Raw genomic sequence first — 15,939 nt, forward strand, 5'->3', positions numbered from 1 at the left:
TGTTAATTCAGCATATTACTTTTCTTCGACGACACGCGGTTCGTAATGTAACCCCAGGAAAACATCATGAATACCAGTTCCTCTTTAAACTTAATGGTTGATGCTGCAGATGATTCAGAGTGGAAACGCGCGAACGGCTACCAAAAAGAAGAGAGGCCGGTTCAGACAATCAGGAAAGTCATTATCAAAGGTGCATGGCCGGTCGTCATTTTTTGTGGATCTAAGCTTCAACTGGTGGTGGCTGCCCGGGACCTGGACGGGTTCAGGCATATCGAGACCCGTATTGATGGGCAAAATCTGGTCGTAGGGCAAATGGGTAACGGAGTCATCAGAACAGGTCAGCATTTATCTGTTTCTGGATCAGGCAACATCGTATCAGCTGGTGACGTATTTGAAGTTTCATGGCATTAAAGCCAGAAAAGATTCCATCTATCCCGAATGAAGCCACGCCTGCAGCGATAATGAGCTGACTATTGCAGAAGAGTAGCTATCCCGGAATTTCCGAGAGGAATTCATTAAAGAGATTATCATCGTACAGTGGGTATATTTGCTTCATCATACCAAAAACGGACATAGCTGCACTTCGCAAGTCGGGATAAAAAGCAGGCTTAGTGATAAGATCGCTTTCATTCTTCAGCACACCTTCGAAGCAACCGTAATCTTCCCCAAACTCCTGAACTATCATCCACCGGCCATCCTTGCATTCAACTACCATAATAGCAGACTTGGGGTAGTCGCCAGCTGGGGTCAACCAATCAAAATGGTAGTGGGTGATAGTTTGATAACTCTTATGGACATTCATAGCATTAACCCTGATGCAAGACTTACAAAGTGAGAGGTTAGTGCTCGATAAAAAAATACTGTATACATATACAGTACGTATTTAACATAACGTACATTATGCGCACTAAGTCTGTAATGGCTCAATAGTAATGTCCGCCTGTGGCTCAATTCAGATGTCCGCGCTATGGTAAGCTTCACTGGTCCGTTTAAACTACCGGGAGGCATATCATGAGCGCAGAAAGCTCAGGAGTGTTTACTTTGAAAGAGATCAACCGGATCAAGATTATACAGGACGTCATTGAACGTCGCATCACAACGCGCCGTGCGGCCGAGCACCTCGGTATCAGCGACAGGCAATGCCGCAGACTTCTTGCCCGTTACCGTGAAGGCGGACCGCTTGGTATGGCCAGCAGACGATGTGGCATGCGTGGTAACCGCCAGTTGCCACCCGGGCTCGCAGATCAGGCTCTGGAACTGATCAAGACGCGTTATGCTGATTTCGGTCCGACTCTGGCGCGTGAAAAGCTCGAAGAACTCCACGGACTGTTTCTTGGCAAAGAAACTGTCCGGCGCATCATGGTGCGGGCTGGCTTATGGGTTCCCCGTAAACAACGTGCCGCAAGGATCCCTCAACCACGGTACCGGCGTCCGTGTACTGGTGAGCTGATACAAATAGATGGCTGTGATCACGACTGGTTTGAAGGCCGTGGCCCGGCCTGCACCGCGCTGGTCTATGTTGATGATGCAACCAGCAAACTGATGGAACTGTTGTTTGTTAAATCGGAGTCCACGTTTTCTTACTTCGAAGCCACGCGGCGCTATATCGATAAGCATGGTAAACCGCTGGCACTGTACAGCGATAAAGCCGGTGTTTTTCGTGTTAACAATAAACACGCCACAGGCGGAGACGGGCATACTCAGTTTGGGCGAGCCATGCATGAACTGAACATCCAGACTATCTGTGCAGAAACCAGTCCCGCCAAAGGGCGTGTAGAACGAGCTCACCTCACTTTACAGGATCGTCTGGTCAAAGAGCTGCGGTTACAGGGCATTTGTTCAATGGAGGCTGCAAATGACTTCGCTGAGGCCTATATGGCTGACTATAACCGCCGTTTTGGCAAAGTACCGCGACATGATTTTGACGTACACCGTGCTGTAGAACATGATGAGGACCTGGGGCTTATTTTCACTGTTCGTGAAAAACGTAAAGTCTCAAAATCGTTGACGATACAATATGATAAAATGTTGTACCTGATTGAAGACAGCGAACTGAGTCGCCGTGCAATAGGTAAATATATCGATGTGTATCACTATCCTGATGGCAGAAAAGAGCTGCGCCTGAACGGTACGCTACTTCCCTACTCTACCTACGACCGACTGTCAGAAATCGACCAGGGCGCGATTGTCGATAACAAGCGTCTTGGCCGAACCCTGGAGTTTATCAGTCTGGTGCAGAGCAAGCGGGATAACACGCGCTCTCAGTCAATTCCCGCTGGAGATGGCCCTTCCCGACGACGGCCAAAGCAGGAAGGGAAGAAATCCCAGCGCTCACTGGATAATGATGACATGCTCGAAGCACTCAAACAGCTTCAGTCACGTTCAGAGGACATTTTTGGTAAAAGAGCCCGCTGATGGTACTCACTGGCCGGACAGTGGTTGCTCACCAGTTGATATTGTCCGGCCAGACCCATGATGTATTATTCATTTCGTTCAGCATCTTTATGTCCTGCTTTTCACGGGCATACTTACCCCATAATGAATGAAAAGAACGAACAATACTGATTAACTGCTTTTTTCTTTGCTCCGGAGATAGGCTGATAAAATAGCAGCACCTGCTGTCAATATTATCCTCAATGAAATTAAAATCAGAGTCTGATGCATATTTTACTGTTAGCATAATATCATTCGACGTTGTTCTCTCAGACTCTGTTAATGCTGATTCTATCAGGTATTCAAAGGCATACATGACAGACAGCTGGTTTTTGTCTGTCTGAATATAACCCATTGAGTTTCTGAGTATTGAGGACTGTACCAGGACCAGAGGCCATAAAAGCTCAACACCATAAAGCTTATATGTATCATGTTGATCATACTGATGTTGCTCAACACGATGATTACCTTCCCGTGCTTTACGAATATCATAGGCAAGGGATAACATAAATCCGTCTTTAACTTTAATCAGTGGGCTTTCATCCACGATGTAATGAATGAGTTCATGTAATTCATTCAGGGCTTCTGAATCTCCCCACAGTATAAAACCTGCATTGTTCGGCGTTAACTCGTATCGAAGCATGGGCTCAATCATCCTGTTGTTTCAGTCGGAGGAAAGTCTATCAGTAAAGAGAATGAGAGATCAAAGTGGTCATTTTAATTGAGCTGGATAACGGACATTTCAATTGAGCCTTGACAAAGTCTTTGATTTTACAGGTTCTTTTGATTTTATATGGGTATGGCCTGATATACGAAATGCCAATATGAACACAACAAACTCAGGCTGACACATACATCATTACAATGAGAACATTCATCAAGACTAACGTAATAACGTTAAGCCACAGTGAAACAATACTCTTGCTTATGAAAAGTTTAGTTAAATCTGGGGACTCATCTTTATAATCACCAGTTCTGGATGCTGCCTGTCTACGGTTCATGACAGCATAAATTTCATAATGACTGACTAAACGCAATATCAACACCAGATAAATTAGAAGAATACCAGCAATGATTAGATATCTTGAACCGTTAAACAAATCCATAACTGTCTCAATTTGAACGTCAAACATTGTATTCTATCTCACTTTTTGAGGAGATCGTCTTTCTTCCCGGGATACCGTGCTCATTCTTTAGTATCAGCATTTAACTGCAGAACGGAAAATTTCTGGGTTGAAGGTAGAGACACGTAACTTAGCTTGCACTGCTCTAACAAGGGAAAAATGCCGTCAGTTAACCCGGACAGGCGTAAACTAAGAGGCTGGATGAGCTTTCCTGATTGAGTAAATTTATCCGAAAGCGTTGATTGCTGCGTATAAATAGAAGGCTTTCCGGGGCTGGATGTCCAGCCATTCTGCCAGTCTGTATCCGACAGCAGATAATCCTGCCACCCCATTGTTCGAAGTGTGTCAATCATGCAGGTGAACCGGAATAAGGTACTCTGTTTTGTAAACTCACCTGAACTTGCCAGCCACAGGTATTCAACCTTTTGATATAAGCGTGCAGACGGGCCTTTAACCTTGCCCTGTTCCTGCAACCAGAGAATATCCTGCGCTAATGACCTGGGAAACAATTTGCGTTTCTGGGCAGTGGATAGCCATTGCATAATAAACATATGGATTTGTAGCGAAGACTGAATCTTTCCTTCCCTTCGGGCAAGCGCAACTGCGATCAGGATACACCATGAAAAATGCGCCAGTTCAGTATCTGGCCGTTTGGTAGGTAGAACAGTCAAAGAATTCTCCGGCGTAGTTCAGCAACTGGTGAAAGACCAAGAATACCACAAGAGAACCACTGACGTACCCCAGGCTTTTCAGGATGAAAAAAAACCACCTTTTTAAGGTGGTTTCGGAATGACTCAGCTTTTTCGCTTAAATCAGGAAATCATCAAGAGTTTTACCGGCATCCAGTTGAGCTTTAATTGGAGATGGTGTACGACCCTGACCAGTCCAGGTTTTACGCTCACCAGCATCGTCGATGTACGCATATTTAGCAGGACGTGGTTCACGTTGCTTGCGCACTTTAACGTTAACGGCTGCTTCCATCAACTCACTCGGATCAATACCGTCAGCGATCATCATTTCACGATAGTGACTGAGTTTTTCCAAACGCTCGCGATTAGCGGCTTCGAGCTCTTTTTCTTCTTCACTGCGTTCAGAGACAACCGTAGTGAGTTTTTCCAGTAGTTCTTCGAGAACCTCTAAAGGCAGTTCACGCGCCTGGGCGCGAAGTGTACGGATGTTATTAAGAACTTGTAATGTCTCGCTCATAGTTACCTCTTCTTGAACATCGTTATGCAGCTACATAACAACATTAAATTAACAGTTAAATGTCAGCAGGAGGCGTTGCAAGCTAAATTATTATCATCGTGAGATGATTTAAAAAATTCTGGCTCTCATGCTGTCTGTATGTTCTGTAACCCGGATACGCCCTGGTGTTGGTATGTTCATTGTCTTATAGAAAACGAACAATTGCATCTCGTAAAATCTGCCACTCCGTTTATGACTCAAGTAAAAGAGTCCAATGAACAGGTGATTTTTAAATTGTAAAGGTCATAAAAAAAATAATCAATGTTCTTTGATTCATTTTTTCAGGATGATGTCTATATCACCAGGCTTAACCATTACAGTGAAGTCTGAATGTTTACTCAACGATTATGTATGGAACTGATTTTTCAATATCATCTATATCACACAGTCCGTGGATTAAACCTAACCGCATCGGCACATTAACTCTTTGTTTTGCGTAAAGGTATGCCATAGCCCCCATGCAATATGTTTCCTGCCCTGAAGGTTGATACTGGCCCGTCTCATCGTCATTGAAAGCACCGGTAGTGTATGTTGTTTTATGGCAAAAAAAAGGAATATTGTCATTGGCGAGAAGCGTCGATTTTATGTCATCGATGCGTCCTTCTACTAAGGGAATAGGATTATTTTTAAGAAAGGGACAATCTTTGCAAGGCCGTTTCATAGCAAAGAGCTTCTTCACATTAAGGCTCATATTTCACCATAAGAAATTTCTATACAGATTGTAAAATTATACTACAGACTTAAGAATCAAACCAAAGTTCAGAAAACCTACAGTATCAGACCCTGGAGTATACAAAACCAAAAATTGAAGCTTCTCAATGTAGGTTTGTTAAACCACAATGATAATGAGCTTGTACATCATAAGATGGAGTAGTCGATAAGACGGGCAGCACATCCGGGACGAGTTTAAATTTCGACCAGTGAAATTATTTCGTCATATAAAATAGCCACGGTATGAGGTCATGTTTAGCTCAATCATATCAATACCGGCCCTGGACCTGCCTCACAGGACGTTGAGCTTATTATCTCTGTCGAAGGTATTTAAAACCCCGGGAACCAGTGCCGGGGCATTTACTTCACGTCAGGCAGGTTGTTTCTCTGGTATGATGCAAGCACATCATTAAGACCATCCAGGACCTTTTTATCCATAAACCGCATATGGATGTTTCCGTTTCCATACACAATAAATTTAATATTTAAATCCTTGTCGATATAGTCAACTTTCTGATAATCATTCTTCTCTCTAAGAGCAAAAAGCTTAGGTACGATAACATCCTGCTGGCTGTAAGATAGCCCTTCTATGTACCGGGAAATCCTGTAAAGATCATTGAGGCTGTTCAGGTCTCGATCCGTCATGTCAAGGTAGTATACATCCTTCTTGAACCCGTTCTTTATAACCATATTTTCATTAATAACAAAGCTACGGGCGTTCTTTTTAAAATCATGGCTCAGATTACCCAGGCATGAAACCAGACCCTCGCAGAGTATGTCTGCCCGATTGTTAACCGTATGAGCCACTTTCTCTCTTGCTGACTGAATCGTCATAATTGGTGGTTCTGTTACCAGTTCGTCAATAAATGATTTTAGTTGAGGTGCATTCCAGTAGATATTTAATGATGTTCTGTCGATGAGTCTCTTCCATGATTCTCTATCAATCAAAACTCTCGCCCTCTCTATCTGTTTATCTAAATGGGCAGGGTTAAAGCGAACATATGCAATTCTGAGCTGATCAATAAGGGAGATGCCCATCAGTTTTTCCGCTTCGGATATTGCAGTTAATCCATTAATAAAAAGATTCATTGCCATGTCCCGCTCAGACACAACGCTTTCTACAAGATTAGTTTCTTTCAGTTCGTGGGATGTCATATTATCTCCTTTTTTTTAAAAGGATGACATATTAGATCGCTTCGTCAATACCCTTTTTTAAATTCACATACTCATATAGAGCGAACGCGGAATTTTGACCATAATATTGCTGTAGTTGGAGAAAAGTAACTTTCAGGCGGGTATCGTTAAGAGATTGATGACTGGGTAGAAGCATTGGAGCAATGATTCAATCAAGAGTGGCTTTGTTATCAAAACCACCCTACTATTTTAGCCGCAGGCCAGATTAGATAGAGATATCAGAAGGCCACAGGAAATACATCTCTCCATTTTTCTTGTATCGATTAGGTTTGCTTTCACCGCCAATGGAAATCCCTAACGTTGTCAATTCATACTTACCATCATTATCTTTGAGGTATCCCGCAGTGATAAGCTTCGTATACATGTCGGATAACCCCATCTTGTGCTGTTTTGATAAATTTGTAGTGGTTAGTTTATTTGCAGGCTCGGCATTAGCTTCATCGTCTTTTCCTGCGCTGTCATCCGAATCAGTTGTTTTGTTATCAATGGATACGAAAGTTTTTTCGTCATTTTTTGTGGATGATTTCGAAAAATCTTTTTTCTGTTCCTGATTTTTTTTCGAATCAGAGTCAGCGGTTTGCAATGATGTTGGGGATGGAATGTTTTCTGTGCTGATCCGGATTAAACGCTGGGCCTCGGTAATAGAAGCATTGAATGCTTCCCGGTCTTCATCTTTTACAATTAATACCCCCAGTTCATGGTTATTGATTTGACTAAAATCATACAGATTCAGGCTGCATATCAGGCTCTGACTTTCATTAGCATAAAATTTAGCATGCAGATTCTGGCAGAAACTGAGCCGTACGTAGGGCAAACTGACTAGCCATTCATGGTCTTTTGGGTTGAGTTCAGATTTACCGTAGATGATACGAATATCTACCTTCATACGGTTTTTATCTTCAATTAGCTCCTTAATTCTGGCGCTTAGTTTCAGGTAAGGGCTTATCAGGATAATGCGCTCTTCGGCATTCGCTATAGTTTGCTCTACGTGATAATTCAAACCCGTTGTATTGAGAATCTGGACCATAAAAAACCTCGATTTTTCTGTAATTTCTGAATGACAGCGACAAAATAAAAGTTACTTTTTAAATGACCGCTGGTTCGATGCCTTAAAGGATGAAATGTCACTCAGTGCTTAATTATTTGCTTTACGCCACTGGCGTGGCTCTACCGCGTGTGGGTCAGACCATAACCCTTTACCTGCGTTACGTGCATTTAGCTCAAGAGACCCATACTGAGGAACCGTTAGCCGCCCCTGATAACGATATGCCCATGCCATGCCTTCTGCGACCATAACGGCATTAAGATCCTGGTTATTCAGATAGAGGGTACCAAGCATACGCCCATACACGTCCTGCCCGTGGTCCTCAATAACGACAACTTTGTTTGCTGCCATCTGAGTCATGGCTTGCTTTGCCTTCTGACCGAAGGCCTGCTTACTCTCCGGGGCATCAATCCCATAGAGCCGCACTCTGGTATTTGTAGCGCCGTCATAAACTTGGACAGTATCGCCATCAATTACCCGCACAACTTTCCCTGAAATGGTTTGAGCACAGGAAAGCATCGGCACCGATAAAATAAATACGGACAAAGGGACAATGGCAAATCTGGTCATCCGGAATTTAATCATTTGCTGTCTCTGGGTGATAATCATTTATTGTGAGTTGAACAGAAAAAAAACAATGAATTTGAAAAGTTACTTTCGAAGTATAGGTTACTTTATTAATTACATGCTATTGTGTCAATCTATATGAAAATTATTGCCGAAAGCGAATAAAAAAGCATGTCAGCTCAGGAAAAGGGGGGCTTATGTCTACTGTAAATGATGTGATTGTATCTTATGGAGTGGACAGTAAAAGGTATTCAAGAGACTTCCAGACCAAAGAGGAATTTAAAAAGAGCTGGTATGCAGTTTTATCTCGTGCACACGCTTCTGTAGACTCGAAGGTAAGCTGTTCCTGTAAGGGTAAAGGTCCAAAGTTACTTGCCGTAAAATATCATACAGGTGGCGATACGTATTTTCTGGCACGGTATCCGAATACAGGTAGCCAGCATTCTCCTGATTGTATTTTCTTCACACTGGATAAAGATAATTCCGGGTTAAAATGCTATACACATGGCGTAGTCAAAGACCTTAAAGATGGTGGCTTCGGCATCAGACTCGACGTTGCATTAGCTTCATCTGACTCCGAATCTACCTCGATCGTGCCTGTAGATAACAGGAACACACCTGGTGGCGTTTCGCAAAATAGCATGTCGCTGCTAGGTTTGCTCCAGTTCCTGTGGGATGACAGTGGTCTGAATCGCTGGTATCCCAAAATGACCGGGAAACGTAATCCAGGAAAGGTATTCAACCTTATTACCAGTTCATCGGAAAAAATTAAAATTGCATCACATCCACTCTCCACACATTTACTGGTTGGCACATATCCTTCTACTCCTCAGGAAACCAAAAACATAAAAATGACAGATGCGGTTATGCAAAGCAAGGAGCGTCTGATTTGCATCAATGCGTTGTCTAAATATAACTACGAGAAACATTCGAATGTGTCAAAGCGGCTTCCGGTAAGGTATTTTTCTGGCGTGCCGGTCGTGCTGATGAATACAGAGGACTGGACGTTACTGGAGAAGAGATTCCCCTCTGAGATAGCAAACTGGAGAGCAGGTGGCAATGTCATCTGTATTGCTATAGGCGAACCTGGTAAGTTTAAGGGTAAAGATACGTACTACCTCAAGCCCCTCCAGATCGCCCTGATGAACGTTGATGATAACTGGATCCCTGCAGATTCCAGCTATGAACTGACTATGCTTAATTATCTTCATAACCAGGGAAGAGCTTTCATCAAGCCACTAAGATATGACGCCTCTAATAATGATGTCTTTCCTGATTTCTGCCTGACGGATACAGGGGGGCATGAACTGTTTCCTATTGAGGTATTTGGCATGGATACAGCTTCATATCTGGCCCGTAAGGCGATTAAAGAAAGTTACTATAATGAACGATATGGAAAGAACGGTTGGGCATCATGGGTTGCACCGGCTGGCCCCTTACCTCAGTTGCCACCGAAAGCCAGAAGTTAGCCCCAGGTTATAAGGGCTTCGGCCCTTTACTCCTTCCCCGGCTTCACATCTCCACTACCATGGTTGAGTTCTGACTGATAAAAGGCAATTTATTGCCCCTCTCATTCGTTTGTTAGTCACAGCTACGCCGCCTTTCAATCCAGGCAACTGTATTGCTTCACATAATAATTGTGATTGATTACGCATGCTATTTGCTCGATCTCAGAAAAGTTACTTTTTTTGCAGACAGTACAGTTTGCAAAAGAACACTTAATCCATTTCTGGCTATATCACCCTTCCCTTCTTTACCTGGGATAATAAAATTTAATTAAGCCCCTATTTTAAACTTTTACAAACTAATCATGTTATTCTTATCCTGAGATTATTACCTGCTTTACATCGTTAAGGAGATCATCATGCCAACAGTAAAAACAGTTGTGTCTAAAGTTTTCTTTTTTAGCATCTGGCTGGCAATAGTACTTTACATAGCATATTTATCATTATCTAATTTCATGTTGAGAGGCATCGATCATGAAGTGGCTACCACTTACAATGATAGTGAAGGGTTTGTATCAGGTAATCCAATATCAGTAAAGAAAGTTGACCCTTCCGATGTCAGAAAAACAACGACCCAGGAGAAAGTTACTGGCGTTAAGTGGAACTATTATAGAATCGGTCAAAACGATACGATCGGGGTTTTTAGTTACCATCAAATCAAAGAGGGTGACATCCTAACGATTACCTCACCCACTGAAATAGTGCAAGAAGAACTCAGAAACGGACGTTTAAAAAAGTTTGAAGAATTCTCTTTTATCGAAAGCGTAGTTAAGAATAGTAAAAATGTACCTTTTGTTAAAGTTTGTATAACCAATGGAAGTTGTTTTTCAGCCATACGCTTATAGTAAAAAGGGCCTATTGGCCCTTTTTGTTTATTAAAGATTTAACGCCGAAATACACCAACCTAAAGCCTTGATATAAATCACGTTGTACACTTATTGCTCCCCAGAAAATCACCCAGGTTACCAGAAAATGAAAAAGCATCGCATATTTAAGCTCAATTCCAACTGATAAGACACCATTTATCGTGGCTTCAGCCAGAAACGGTGAGAAGTAATAGAGAGCAATAACAGGAATGATTGAGTAAGTCACAAATAACAGGGTTCTCCTGAGCGTAAGGTCGTCGCTTAATTTTGAATTAAAATCTAATCCAGTGTCTTGAGAGTGTGGTATACCTTTGATGTTCATAGTCGTTCCTTTATCAATGTAGAAAGTTATTTTTCTAAAACTTAACATGCTTACTGTCATTAAGATTTATTGGGTATTCGGGATTAGTCGTATCGTTTCGCTACTGACGTAGTTTAAAAAAAGCTTCAGGGCCTTACCGCCATCCTCCTCGTTATGCTGCTGGTCTATTTTCATGTGTATATTACACAGGGTGATAAATGCACCTGGTCGTGTGCTGTTGAGTCCATTACTTTTCTAAACATTATTCAGTTTTATAATTATATATCACATCATAAATTATAGGGCATGGTTTCAATGTGTTTGTTTTGAAAATTATTTAATAATCCAGACCAGTATCAACTATATCGTTAATGTTTTATTTTAAACATTCTGACCGGAAAGCCTGCCTGCCTTTCTCGCAAGACTCTTAAATAACATGACCATGCTGCTCATGACGGCAAACAAGGACGAGATTGCCCCCTACCGTTCTTCTTCCCGCCAAGTGTAAAAGTAACTTTTGGCGTATAAAGGGGTTCAGCCCTGCAGTCCTTCATCCGGTGACTTCCATTCTGAACCGTAAACCGGCCCGTTCTCATCCAGAAGGTATATTTTGCATCGCGTGCGCTACGTGAAATCTGACGTACTCACCCCTCCGTTTTTTTCCAGATTTCACGTAGCGCCACCTGTGTGAAAACCACTCCAAAAGTAACTTTTTCTCAGGTCAAAAGCCGGTCACCCACATATCGGGGAAAGTCACATTAATTTAACACATTGAATAATGGTATTTATTCGAAGTGTTAAAATGCCTGAAACTCAACCAAATAGATACCCGATCGCCATAATCCTTAAAATCTGAAGTTATCTTTCCGGACGGATTGTGGTGAGATTAATGAAATGCTTTTTCATTAATCTAAAACCAGATGCACGGAGTTAGTGTTAGCATGCTATCTGTTTTGCATGTGGCATTCACGATGCGGTACTACTCATATTTTCGGCGATATGTGACACTGTCACGCAACTACCATGGTTATGAACAGGAATTGAGCAGCGCAGTCGTGTTCAACGAGATGGTCAGGACAGAGTTTAATATCCTGCAGATTCAGAGTTGTCGGGTACAGCCGGGAAGTGTCAAACCGGCAAAGGGCCGAATGCTCCACATTCAACAAACCACCCCTGGTTAGTTGAATCCTTTGCCGGTTTTCACGAAGAATAGCATTTACCCAGCGAGTAGTGATCAGTCCTGCTCGACATTTTTATGTCCAGATATGAAGAGCTAAAAAATTTCTGGTTAAAAGCAATTTTCCTGCCCGTATGGAAAAACGCCGGGTACCGCAGTTGTTAAGATGGTTGTCACCTGAACAAACGGATGATTTTATGAAAATTATTGAGGTCAGCTACGGCCCCACTGATGGAGTATCCATTAGTGGTTTATATCTGCGAGAGACGACAACCACTCAAAAATCCGGCGCACTTTTAGGCGGTGGACTATCACAGTCCGGCGTAGTTCTGGGAGGTGGCGGATACTCTGGTAGCGAAACAAATCAGACGGGGCGATCGGCTATTTTTGCGCCTCCTCAGGGCAAAACAGCAGAACCGGATATATCGAGAATGCATGAACTGTTAATGTACCTGGCTGTGGGATTCATCGCATTGAACATTCTCACTTATGGTGCATATGGAGTTCTCATTCTCACTGACTTTGAGTTGTCAAAGACAGCAGTAGAGTTATTTGAAAGTTCGTTTTACTTTTATATGATAATAGGCATTGTCGCTGCCTTATGTATAATGCTAATAGCTCCAAGGGATTATTCTCCAGTCCATATGGAAAACAGGAGAAATGAACTAAGGAAGGATGTTTACCTTCGTCTCCGTTATGTCGATACTGACAATATCGTTTTTGATCCCGTAACGCTAACGGGTTGCCATGCTGACAGAGTCTATATTTATTCTTTAATTGAGAGCATTATCAGTTAGTTTGCATGGGAAGGCCTTGGCATTATCTGGTCTTCCCTTTTCTATTTGCCGGACTTGATGATATCCATTGGTGTTGAATTTTAAGGTAGCGTAATCGTATCGCTTCTGTAATCTATCCAAGTTTTATATGCCACATATAAACATGATGCCGGTAGATTTAAAAAATAACATATCTCTATCCCATCTTTCATCTTTTCCATTAAATGGGATATCCCGGCATCTCTGAAGGAAGGTGCGAATAAGCAGGTCATTTCTTCCCAAGCTGACTCGCTGATTAAAATTTCGCGGATCTGGGCCGATTTTTTTCCCGCAAACAATCGAATCAGCCTATTTAGGCTATTTTTTCCACCATTTCTGGCGTTATTTCCGGTTTTTACTGAGATCTCTCCCACTGACGTATCATTTGGTCCACCCGAAACAGGTTGGCCAGGGTGAATAACATCGCCAGTTGGTTATCGTTTTTCAGCAGCCCCTTGTATCTGGCTTTCACGAAGCCGAACTGCCGCTTGATGATGCGAAACGGGTGCTCCACCCTGGCACGGATGCTGGCTTTCATGTATTCGATGTTGATGGCCGTTTTGTTCTTGCGCGGATGCTGCTTCAAGGTTTTTACCCTGCCGGGACGCTCGGCGATCAGCCAGTCCACATCCACCTCGGCCAGCTCCTCGCGCTGTGGCGCTCCTTGGTAGCCGGCATCGGCTGAGACAAATTGCTCCTCTCCATGAAGCAGATTACCCAGCTGATTGAGGTCATGCTCGTTGGCCGCGGTGGTGACTAGGCTGTGGGTCAGGCCACTCTTGGCATCGACACCAATGTGGGCCTTCATGCCAAAGTGCCACTGATTGCCTTTCTTGGTCTGATGCATCTCCGGATCGCGTTGCTGCTCTTTGTTCTTGGTAGAGCTGGGTGCCTCAATGATGGTGGCATCCACCAAAGTGCCTTGGGTCATCATGACGCCTGCTTCGGCCAGCCAGCGATTGATGGTCTTGAACAATTGACGGGCCAGTTGATGCTGCTCGAGCAGGTGGCGGAAATTCATGATGGTGGTGCGATCCGGCAGGGCGCTATCCAGGGATAATCGGGCAAACAGGCGCATGGAGGCGATTTCGTACAGGGCATCTTCCATGGCACCGTCGCTCAGGTTGTACCAATGCTGCATGCAGTGAATACGCAGCATGGTCTCCAGCGGATAGGGCCGTCGGCCATTGCCCGCCTTGGGATAAAACGGCTCGATGACAGCGGTCATATTCTGCCATGGCAGAATCTGCTCCATGCGGGAGAGGAAAATCTCTTTTCGGGTCTGACGGCGCTTAGTGCTGAATTCACTATCGGCGAAGGTGAGTTGATGGCTCATGATGTCCCTCTGGGATGCGCTCCGGATGAATATGATGATCTCATATCAGGAACTTGTTCGCACCTTCCTTAGAAGCAATGCATGAGTTGTTTGAGCCTGACAATGATTTTATTCAACGCATTACATCTGGTGATAGCCATGACGGTCTTTCTGAAATGGAACGTGTTGTGCGTCACTGTGTGCTGAATCACCCGGACAAAACTACAGTTGAAGTTATTGAAGACTGCGATTGGTCATTTGATGGTGAAATATGTTCTGAGGGTTTCCTTGTCCACAGTGATTGCGGTAATTTCAATTCAGAGCATGCAGCGCTTTTTGCCCAGGCTTCTCTAATTGCCTTCGGGAAAGATGAGCTTTTATCTTTTCAGATATCTTATACATGCGATAACTTCAGACGTACTGATGGTTATGGCGGTGCTGCCTGCGTAGTTTCCCGTGAATTTATTCGCTGGACGGGGAATTACGATTTTCTTGAAGCTGAAGAAACCGCCTTTACTGAACGCATGCACTATTACTTCTGTTCTTTTACTGAGGTTATCGGTGAGCTGGAATGTCCTGTGACTTTCATTCTATGTTGCCCGTCTAATGTAGATGCATCTCAGCGCTATAATGAAATATTGCTTAACTATCGAAGTGGTGGAAAAACCAATATCGACGGTAGCATTAAATTTTCCTCTTGTTCATCTCTCAAAAATGCCCTCCTGGAGCCTGTTACTCCGGATGAGTACCGGGTGATGGCAAAGTACCTTAAGGTGATGTGATCCACGGAGGCGGGAATTGGTCTCCCGCCTCTTAACACACTATTTAACTGAAACTCCGGTGACTAGATGACAAAACAAATTTTACCTGCTGAACTGGCCGAAATTGTAACCGCTCTACTGGTTAAACCTGAACTGCTGGGCGAACTGGACACACGTGTCGCTCATCAGGAGTTCATGAAGGCCATAGGATGTGTTGTAGCTGATTTCTGTGGTGGTATCGTTAACGGGGTGACTGACGGAGATATATCGAGTCCCTATCTTTCAGATGTCTACAGCACACCCTGTCTGCATATTGAAGCAGATGACCGTCTCCCTTCGCTGGAGCAAAATGTCTGGGCAAACTATCACATTGAAGGCTGGAAAGAAGCTGATGTTCTGGAGGCTGTATCTGTTCCTGCAACAGTGAAATCACAGCGAGCAGATATTCAGGGGATGTTAAGTAATGCCGGTCTTGCACTGGGTATCGAACAGCAGTTAAAACTCAAAATGGCAGACTGGCGAATTGCGGAAGGCTGTGAGCTGTTGCATGAGGAAGACGGAAGGCCTTACACCGCTACCCTCCATATAGCAAACCAGATATCACTTGAACTTGAGGACGAGTCTGGTGAGCCATCCTTTGGTGTACGGCTGGAGATTAACCACGGTGTCCCTGCTTTGCATCTTAACGTGGCCGGAGGTGATATCCTCCTGCATATGCATGTAGCACAGGGTGGCTTGATTCTGACGCCGGACCACTCCGGGGTGCAAATTGGTAGTGCTGAGCCTGATCGTCATTCCTACCATGATGATGCATCCCTGCTTGTGCGGTCATAATCTTAATACTATCCCGTTGAGCCAGGTGGCTGGTTCGGCGGGACAG

General features: G+C 43.6%; 18 protein-coding genes. 7 read left to right on the forward strand and 11 right to left on the reverse strand.

From position 1 onward, the window contains the following. The first annotated feature begins 66 nt into the window (after positions 1 to 66). Positions 67 to 411 (forward strand): hypothetical protein, encoded by a 345-nt coding sequence (locus tag Q1L34_RS27495; protein WP_017900829.1) that lies wholly within the window; start codon positions 67 to 69, stop codon positions 409 to 411. Positions 412 to 487: 76 nt separating this feature from the next. Here the strand turns inward: Q1L34_RS27495 and Q1L34_RS27500 are convergent, their stop codons facing one another. Further along, entirely contained in the window at positions 488 to 802 is a 315-nt protein-coding gene (locus Q1L34_RS27500; RefSeq protein WP_017900830.1) for a hypothetical protein, read from the reverse strand. A gap of 209 nt (positions 803 to 1,011) precedes the next feature. On the opposite strand from Q1L34_RS27500, the gene Q1L34_RS27505 reads away from it, so the two are divergent. Next, positions 1,012 to 2,415, forward strand: coding sequence for an ISNCY-like element ISKpn21 family transposase (locus tag Q1L34_RS27505; RefSeq protein WP_001567368.1), 1,404 nt, complete (start codon positions 1,012 to 1,014; stop codon positions 2,413 to 2,415). A 28-nt stretch (positions 2,416 to 2,443) separates the two neighbouring features. Here the strand turns inward: Q1L34_RS27505 and Q1L34_RS27510 are convergent, their stop codons facing one another. From Q1L34_RS27510 to Q1L34_RS27540, 7 genes are all read right to left on the reverse strand, one after another. After that, complete coding sequence (locus Q1L34_RS27510; protein WP_236949582.1) at positions 2,444 to 3,076, reverse strand: DUF6904 family protein; 633 nt, start codon at positions 3,074 to 3,076, stop codon at positions 2,444 to 2,446. A 543-nt stretch (positions 3,077 to 3,619) separates the two neighbouring features. After that, entirely contained in the window at positions 3,620 to 4,228 is a 609-nt protein-coding gene (locus tag Q1L34_RS27515) for a DUF2913 family protein (RefSeq protein WP_024266306.1), read from the reverse strand. A gap of 136 nt (positions 4,229 to 4,364) precedes the next feature. After that, a complete protein-coding gene (locus tag Q1L34_RS27520) occupies positions 4,365 to 4,763 on the reverse strand; it encodes an H-NS family histone-like protein (protein WP_014839899.1) in 399 nt (132 codons plus the stop codon). Between the two features lie 373 nt (positions 4,764 to 5,136). Further along, positions 5,137 to 5,493: a hypothetical protein gene (locus Q1L34_RS27525; RefSeq protein WP_017901071.1), complete on the reverse strand. Its 357-nt coding sequence runs from the start codon at positions 5,491 to 5,493 to the stop codon at positions 5,137 to 5,139. 380 nt (positions 5,494 to 5,873) lie between these two features. Continuing rightward, on the reverse strand, positions 5,874 to 6,668 hold the full coding sequence (locus Q1L34_RS27530) for a DUF4942 domain-containing protein (protein ID WP_017901072.1): 795 nt from the start codon (positions 6,666 to 6,668) through the stop codon (positions 5,874 to 5,876). Between the two features lie 244 nt (positions 6,669 to 6,912). After that, the gene (locus Q1L34_RS27535; protein ID WP_014839898.1) at positions 6,913 to 7,734 is read right to left on the reverse strand and encodes a phospholipase D family protein; all 822 of its coding nucleotides are present in this window, start codon (positions 7,732 to 7,734) and stop codon (positions 6,913 to 6,915) included. A 108-nt stretch (positions 7,735 to 7,842) separates the two neighbouring features. After that, the gene (locus tag Q1L34_RS27540) at positions 7,843 to 8,337 is read right to left on the reverse strand and encodes a thermonuclease family protein (protein ID WP_017901073.1); all 495 of its coding nucleotides are present in this window, start codon (positions 8,335 to 8,337) and stop codon (positions 7,843 to 7,845) included. A gap of 179 nt (positions 8,338 to 8,516) precedes the next feature. On the opposite strand from Q1L34_RS27540, the gene Q1L34_RS27545 reads away from it, so the two are divergent. Both Q1L34_RS27545 and Q1L34_RS27550 read left to right on the forward strand, forming a co-directional pair. Continuing rightward, a complete protein-coding gene (locus tag Q1L34_RS27545; protein WP_014839897.1) occupies positions 8,517 to 9,788 on the forward strand; it encodes a DUF1173 family protein in 1,272 nt (423 codons plus the stop codon). Between the two features lie 395 nt (positions 9,789 to 10,183). After that, entirely contained in the window at positions 10,184 to 10,669 is a 486-nt protein-coding gene (locus Q1L34_RS27550; protein WP_017901075.1) for a hypothetical protein, read from the forward strand. Between the two features lie 10 nt (positions 10,670 to 10,679). On the opposite strand, the gene Q1L34_RS27555 is transcribed toward Q1L34_RS27550, so the two are convergent. Continuing rightward, positions 10,680 to 11,012 carry a hypothetical protein gene (locus tag Q1L34_RS27555; protein ID WP_017901076.1) on the reverse strand — a complete coding sequence of 111 codons (333 nt, stop codon included), beginning with the start codon at positions 11,010 to 11,012 and terminating at the stop codon, positions 10,680 to 10,682. Positions 11,013 to 12,365: 1,353 nt separating this feature from the next. Here Q1L34_RS27555 and Q1L34_RS27560 point away from each other — a divergent pair. Then, positions 12,366 to 12,965 (forward strand): hypothetical protein, encoded by a 600-nt coding sequence (locus tag Q1L34_RS27560; RefSeq protein WP_025999330.1) that lies wholly within the window; start codon positions 12,366 to 12,368, stop codon positions 12,963 to 12,965. Positions 12,966 to 13,045: 80 nt separating this feature from the next. Here the strand turns inward: Q1L34_RS27560 and Q1L34_RS27565 are convergent, their stop codons facing one another. Together Q1L34_RS27565 and Q1L34_RS27570 are read right to left on the reverse strand one after the other, a co-directional pair. Beyond that, positions 13,046 to 13,357, reverse strand: coding sequence for a hypothetical protein (locus tag Q1L34_RS27565; RefSeq protein WP_226566131.1), 312 nt, complete (start codon positions 13,355 to 13,357; stop codon positions 13,046 to 13,048). Next, positions 13,339 to 14,319 (reverse strand): IS5-like element ISKpn26 family transposase, encoded by a 981-nt coding sequence (locus Q1L34_RS27570; protein ID WP_000019450.1) that lies wholly within the window; start codon positions 14,317 to 14,319, stop codon positions 13,339 to 13,341. Before Q1L34_RS27570 ends, Q1L34_RS27565 begins: the two co-directional genes overlap by 19 nt. A gap of 77 nt (positions 14,320 to 14,396) precedes the next feature. Here Q1L34_RS27570 and Q1L34_RS27575 point away from each other — a divergent pair, with 77 nt between their 5' ends. Beyond that, positions 14,397 to 15,080: a hypothetical protein gene (locus Q1L34_RS27575; protein WP_162263803.1), complete on the forward strand. Its 684-nt coding sequence runs from the start codon at positions 14,397 to 14,399 to the stop codon at positions 15,078 to 15,080. 66 nt (positions 15,081 to 15,146) lie between these two features. Continuing rightward, a complete protein-coding gene (locus Q1L34_RS27580) occupies positions 15,147 to 15,893 on the forward strand; it encodes a hypothetical protein (protein ID WP_017901081.1) in 747 nt (248 codons plus the stop codon). The last annotated feature ends 46 nt before the right edge of the window (positions 15,894 to 15,939 follow it).

This window comes from Klebsiella ornithinolytica (genome assembly GCF_030505655.1).
GTDB classification, from domain to species: Bacteria; Pseudomonadota; Gammaproteobacteria; order Enterobacterales; family Enterobacteriaceae; genus Klebsiella; species Klebsiella ornithinolytica.

Bases quoted from the DNA above. Each gene is read 5' to 3' on its own strand.
- Q1L34_RS27580 (WP_017901081.1), top strand. From the start codon at position 15,147: ATGACAAAACAAATTTTACCTGCTGAACTGGCCGAAATTGTAACCGCT.
- Q1L34_RS27495 (WP_017900829.1), top strand. From the start codon at position 67: ATGAATACCAGTTCCTCTTTAAACTTAATGGTTGATGCTGCAGATGAT.
- Q1L34_RS27545 (WP_014839897.1), top strand. From the start codon at position 8,517: ATGTCTACTGTAAATGATGTGATTGTATCTTATGGAGTGGACAGTAAA.
- Q1L34_RS27520 (WP_014839899.1), bottom strand. From the start codon at position 4,763: ATGAGCGAGACATTACAAGTTCTTAATAACATCCGTACACTTCGCGCC.
- Q1L34_RS27505 (WP_001567368.1), top strand. From the start codon at position 1,012: ATGAGCGCAGAAAGCTCAGGAGTGTTTACTTTGAAAGAGATCAACCGG.
- Q1L34_RS27550 (WP_017901075.1), top strand. From the start codon at position 10,184: ATGCCAACAGTAAAAACAGTTGTGTCTAAAGTTTTCTTTTTTAGCATC.
- Q1L34_RS27525 (WP_017901071.1), bottom strand. From the start codon at position 5,493: ATGAGCCTTAATGTGAAGAAGCTCTTTGCTATGAAACGGCCTTGCAAA.
- Q1L34_RS27560 (WP_025999330.1), top strand. From the start codon at position 12,366: ATGAAAATTATTGAGGTCAGCTACGGCCCCACTGATGGAGTATCCATT.
- Q1L34_RS27555 (WP_017901076.1), bottom strand. From the start codon at position 11,012: ATGAACATCAAAGGTATACCACACTCTCAAGACACTGGATTAGATTTT.
- Q1L34_RS27530 (WP_017901072.1), bottom strand. From the start codon at position 6,668: ATGACATCCCACGAACTGAAAGAAACTAATCTTGTAGAAAGCGTTGTG.
- Q1L34_RS27570 (WP_000019450.1), bottom strand. From the start codon at position 14,319: ATGAGCCATCAACTCACCTTCGCCGATAGTGAATTCAGCACTAAGCGC.
- Q1L34_RS27535 (WP_014839898.1), bottom strand. From the start codon at position 7,734: ATGGTCCAGATTCTCAATACAACGGGTTTGAATTATCACGTAGAGCAA.
- Q1L34_RS27575 (WP_162263803.1), top strand. From the start codon at position 14,397: ATGCATGAGTTGTTTGAGCCTGACAATGATTTTATTCAACGCATTACA.
- Q1L34_RS27510 (WP_236949582.1), bottom strand. From the start codon at position 3,076: ATGCTTCGATACGAGTTAACGCCGAACAATGCAGGTTTTATACTGTGG.
- Q1L34_RS27500 (WP_017900830.1), bottom strand. From the start codon at position 802: ATGAATGTCCATAAGAGTTATCAAACTATCACCCACTACCATTTTGAT.
- Q1L34_RS27540 (WP_017901073.1), bottom strand. From the start codon at position 8,337: ATGATTAAATTCCGGATGACCAGATTTGCCATTGTCCCTTTGTCCGTA.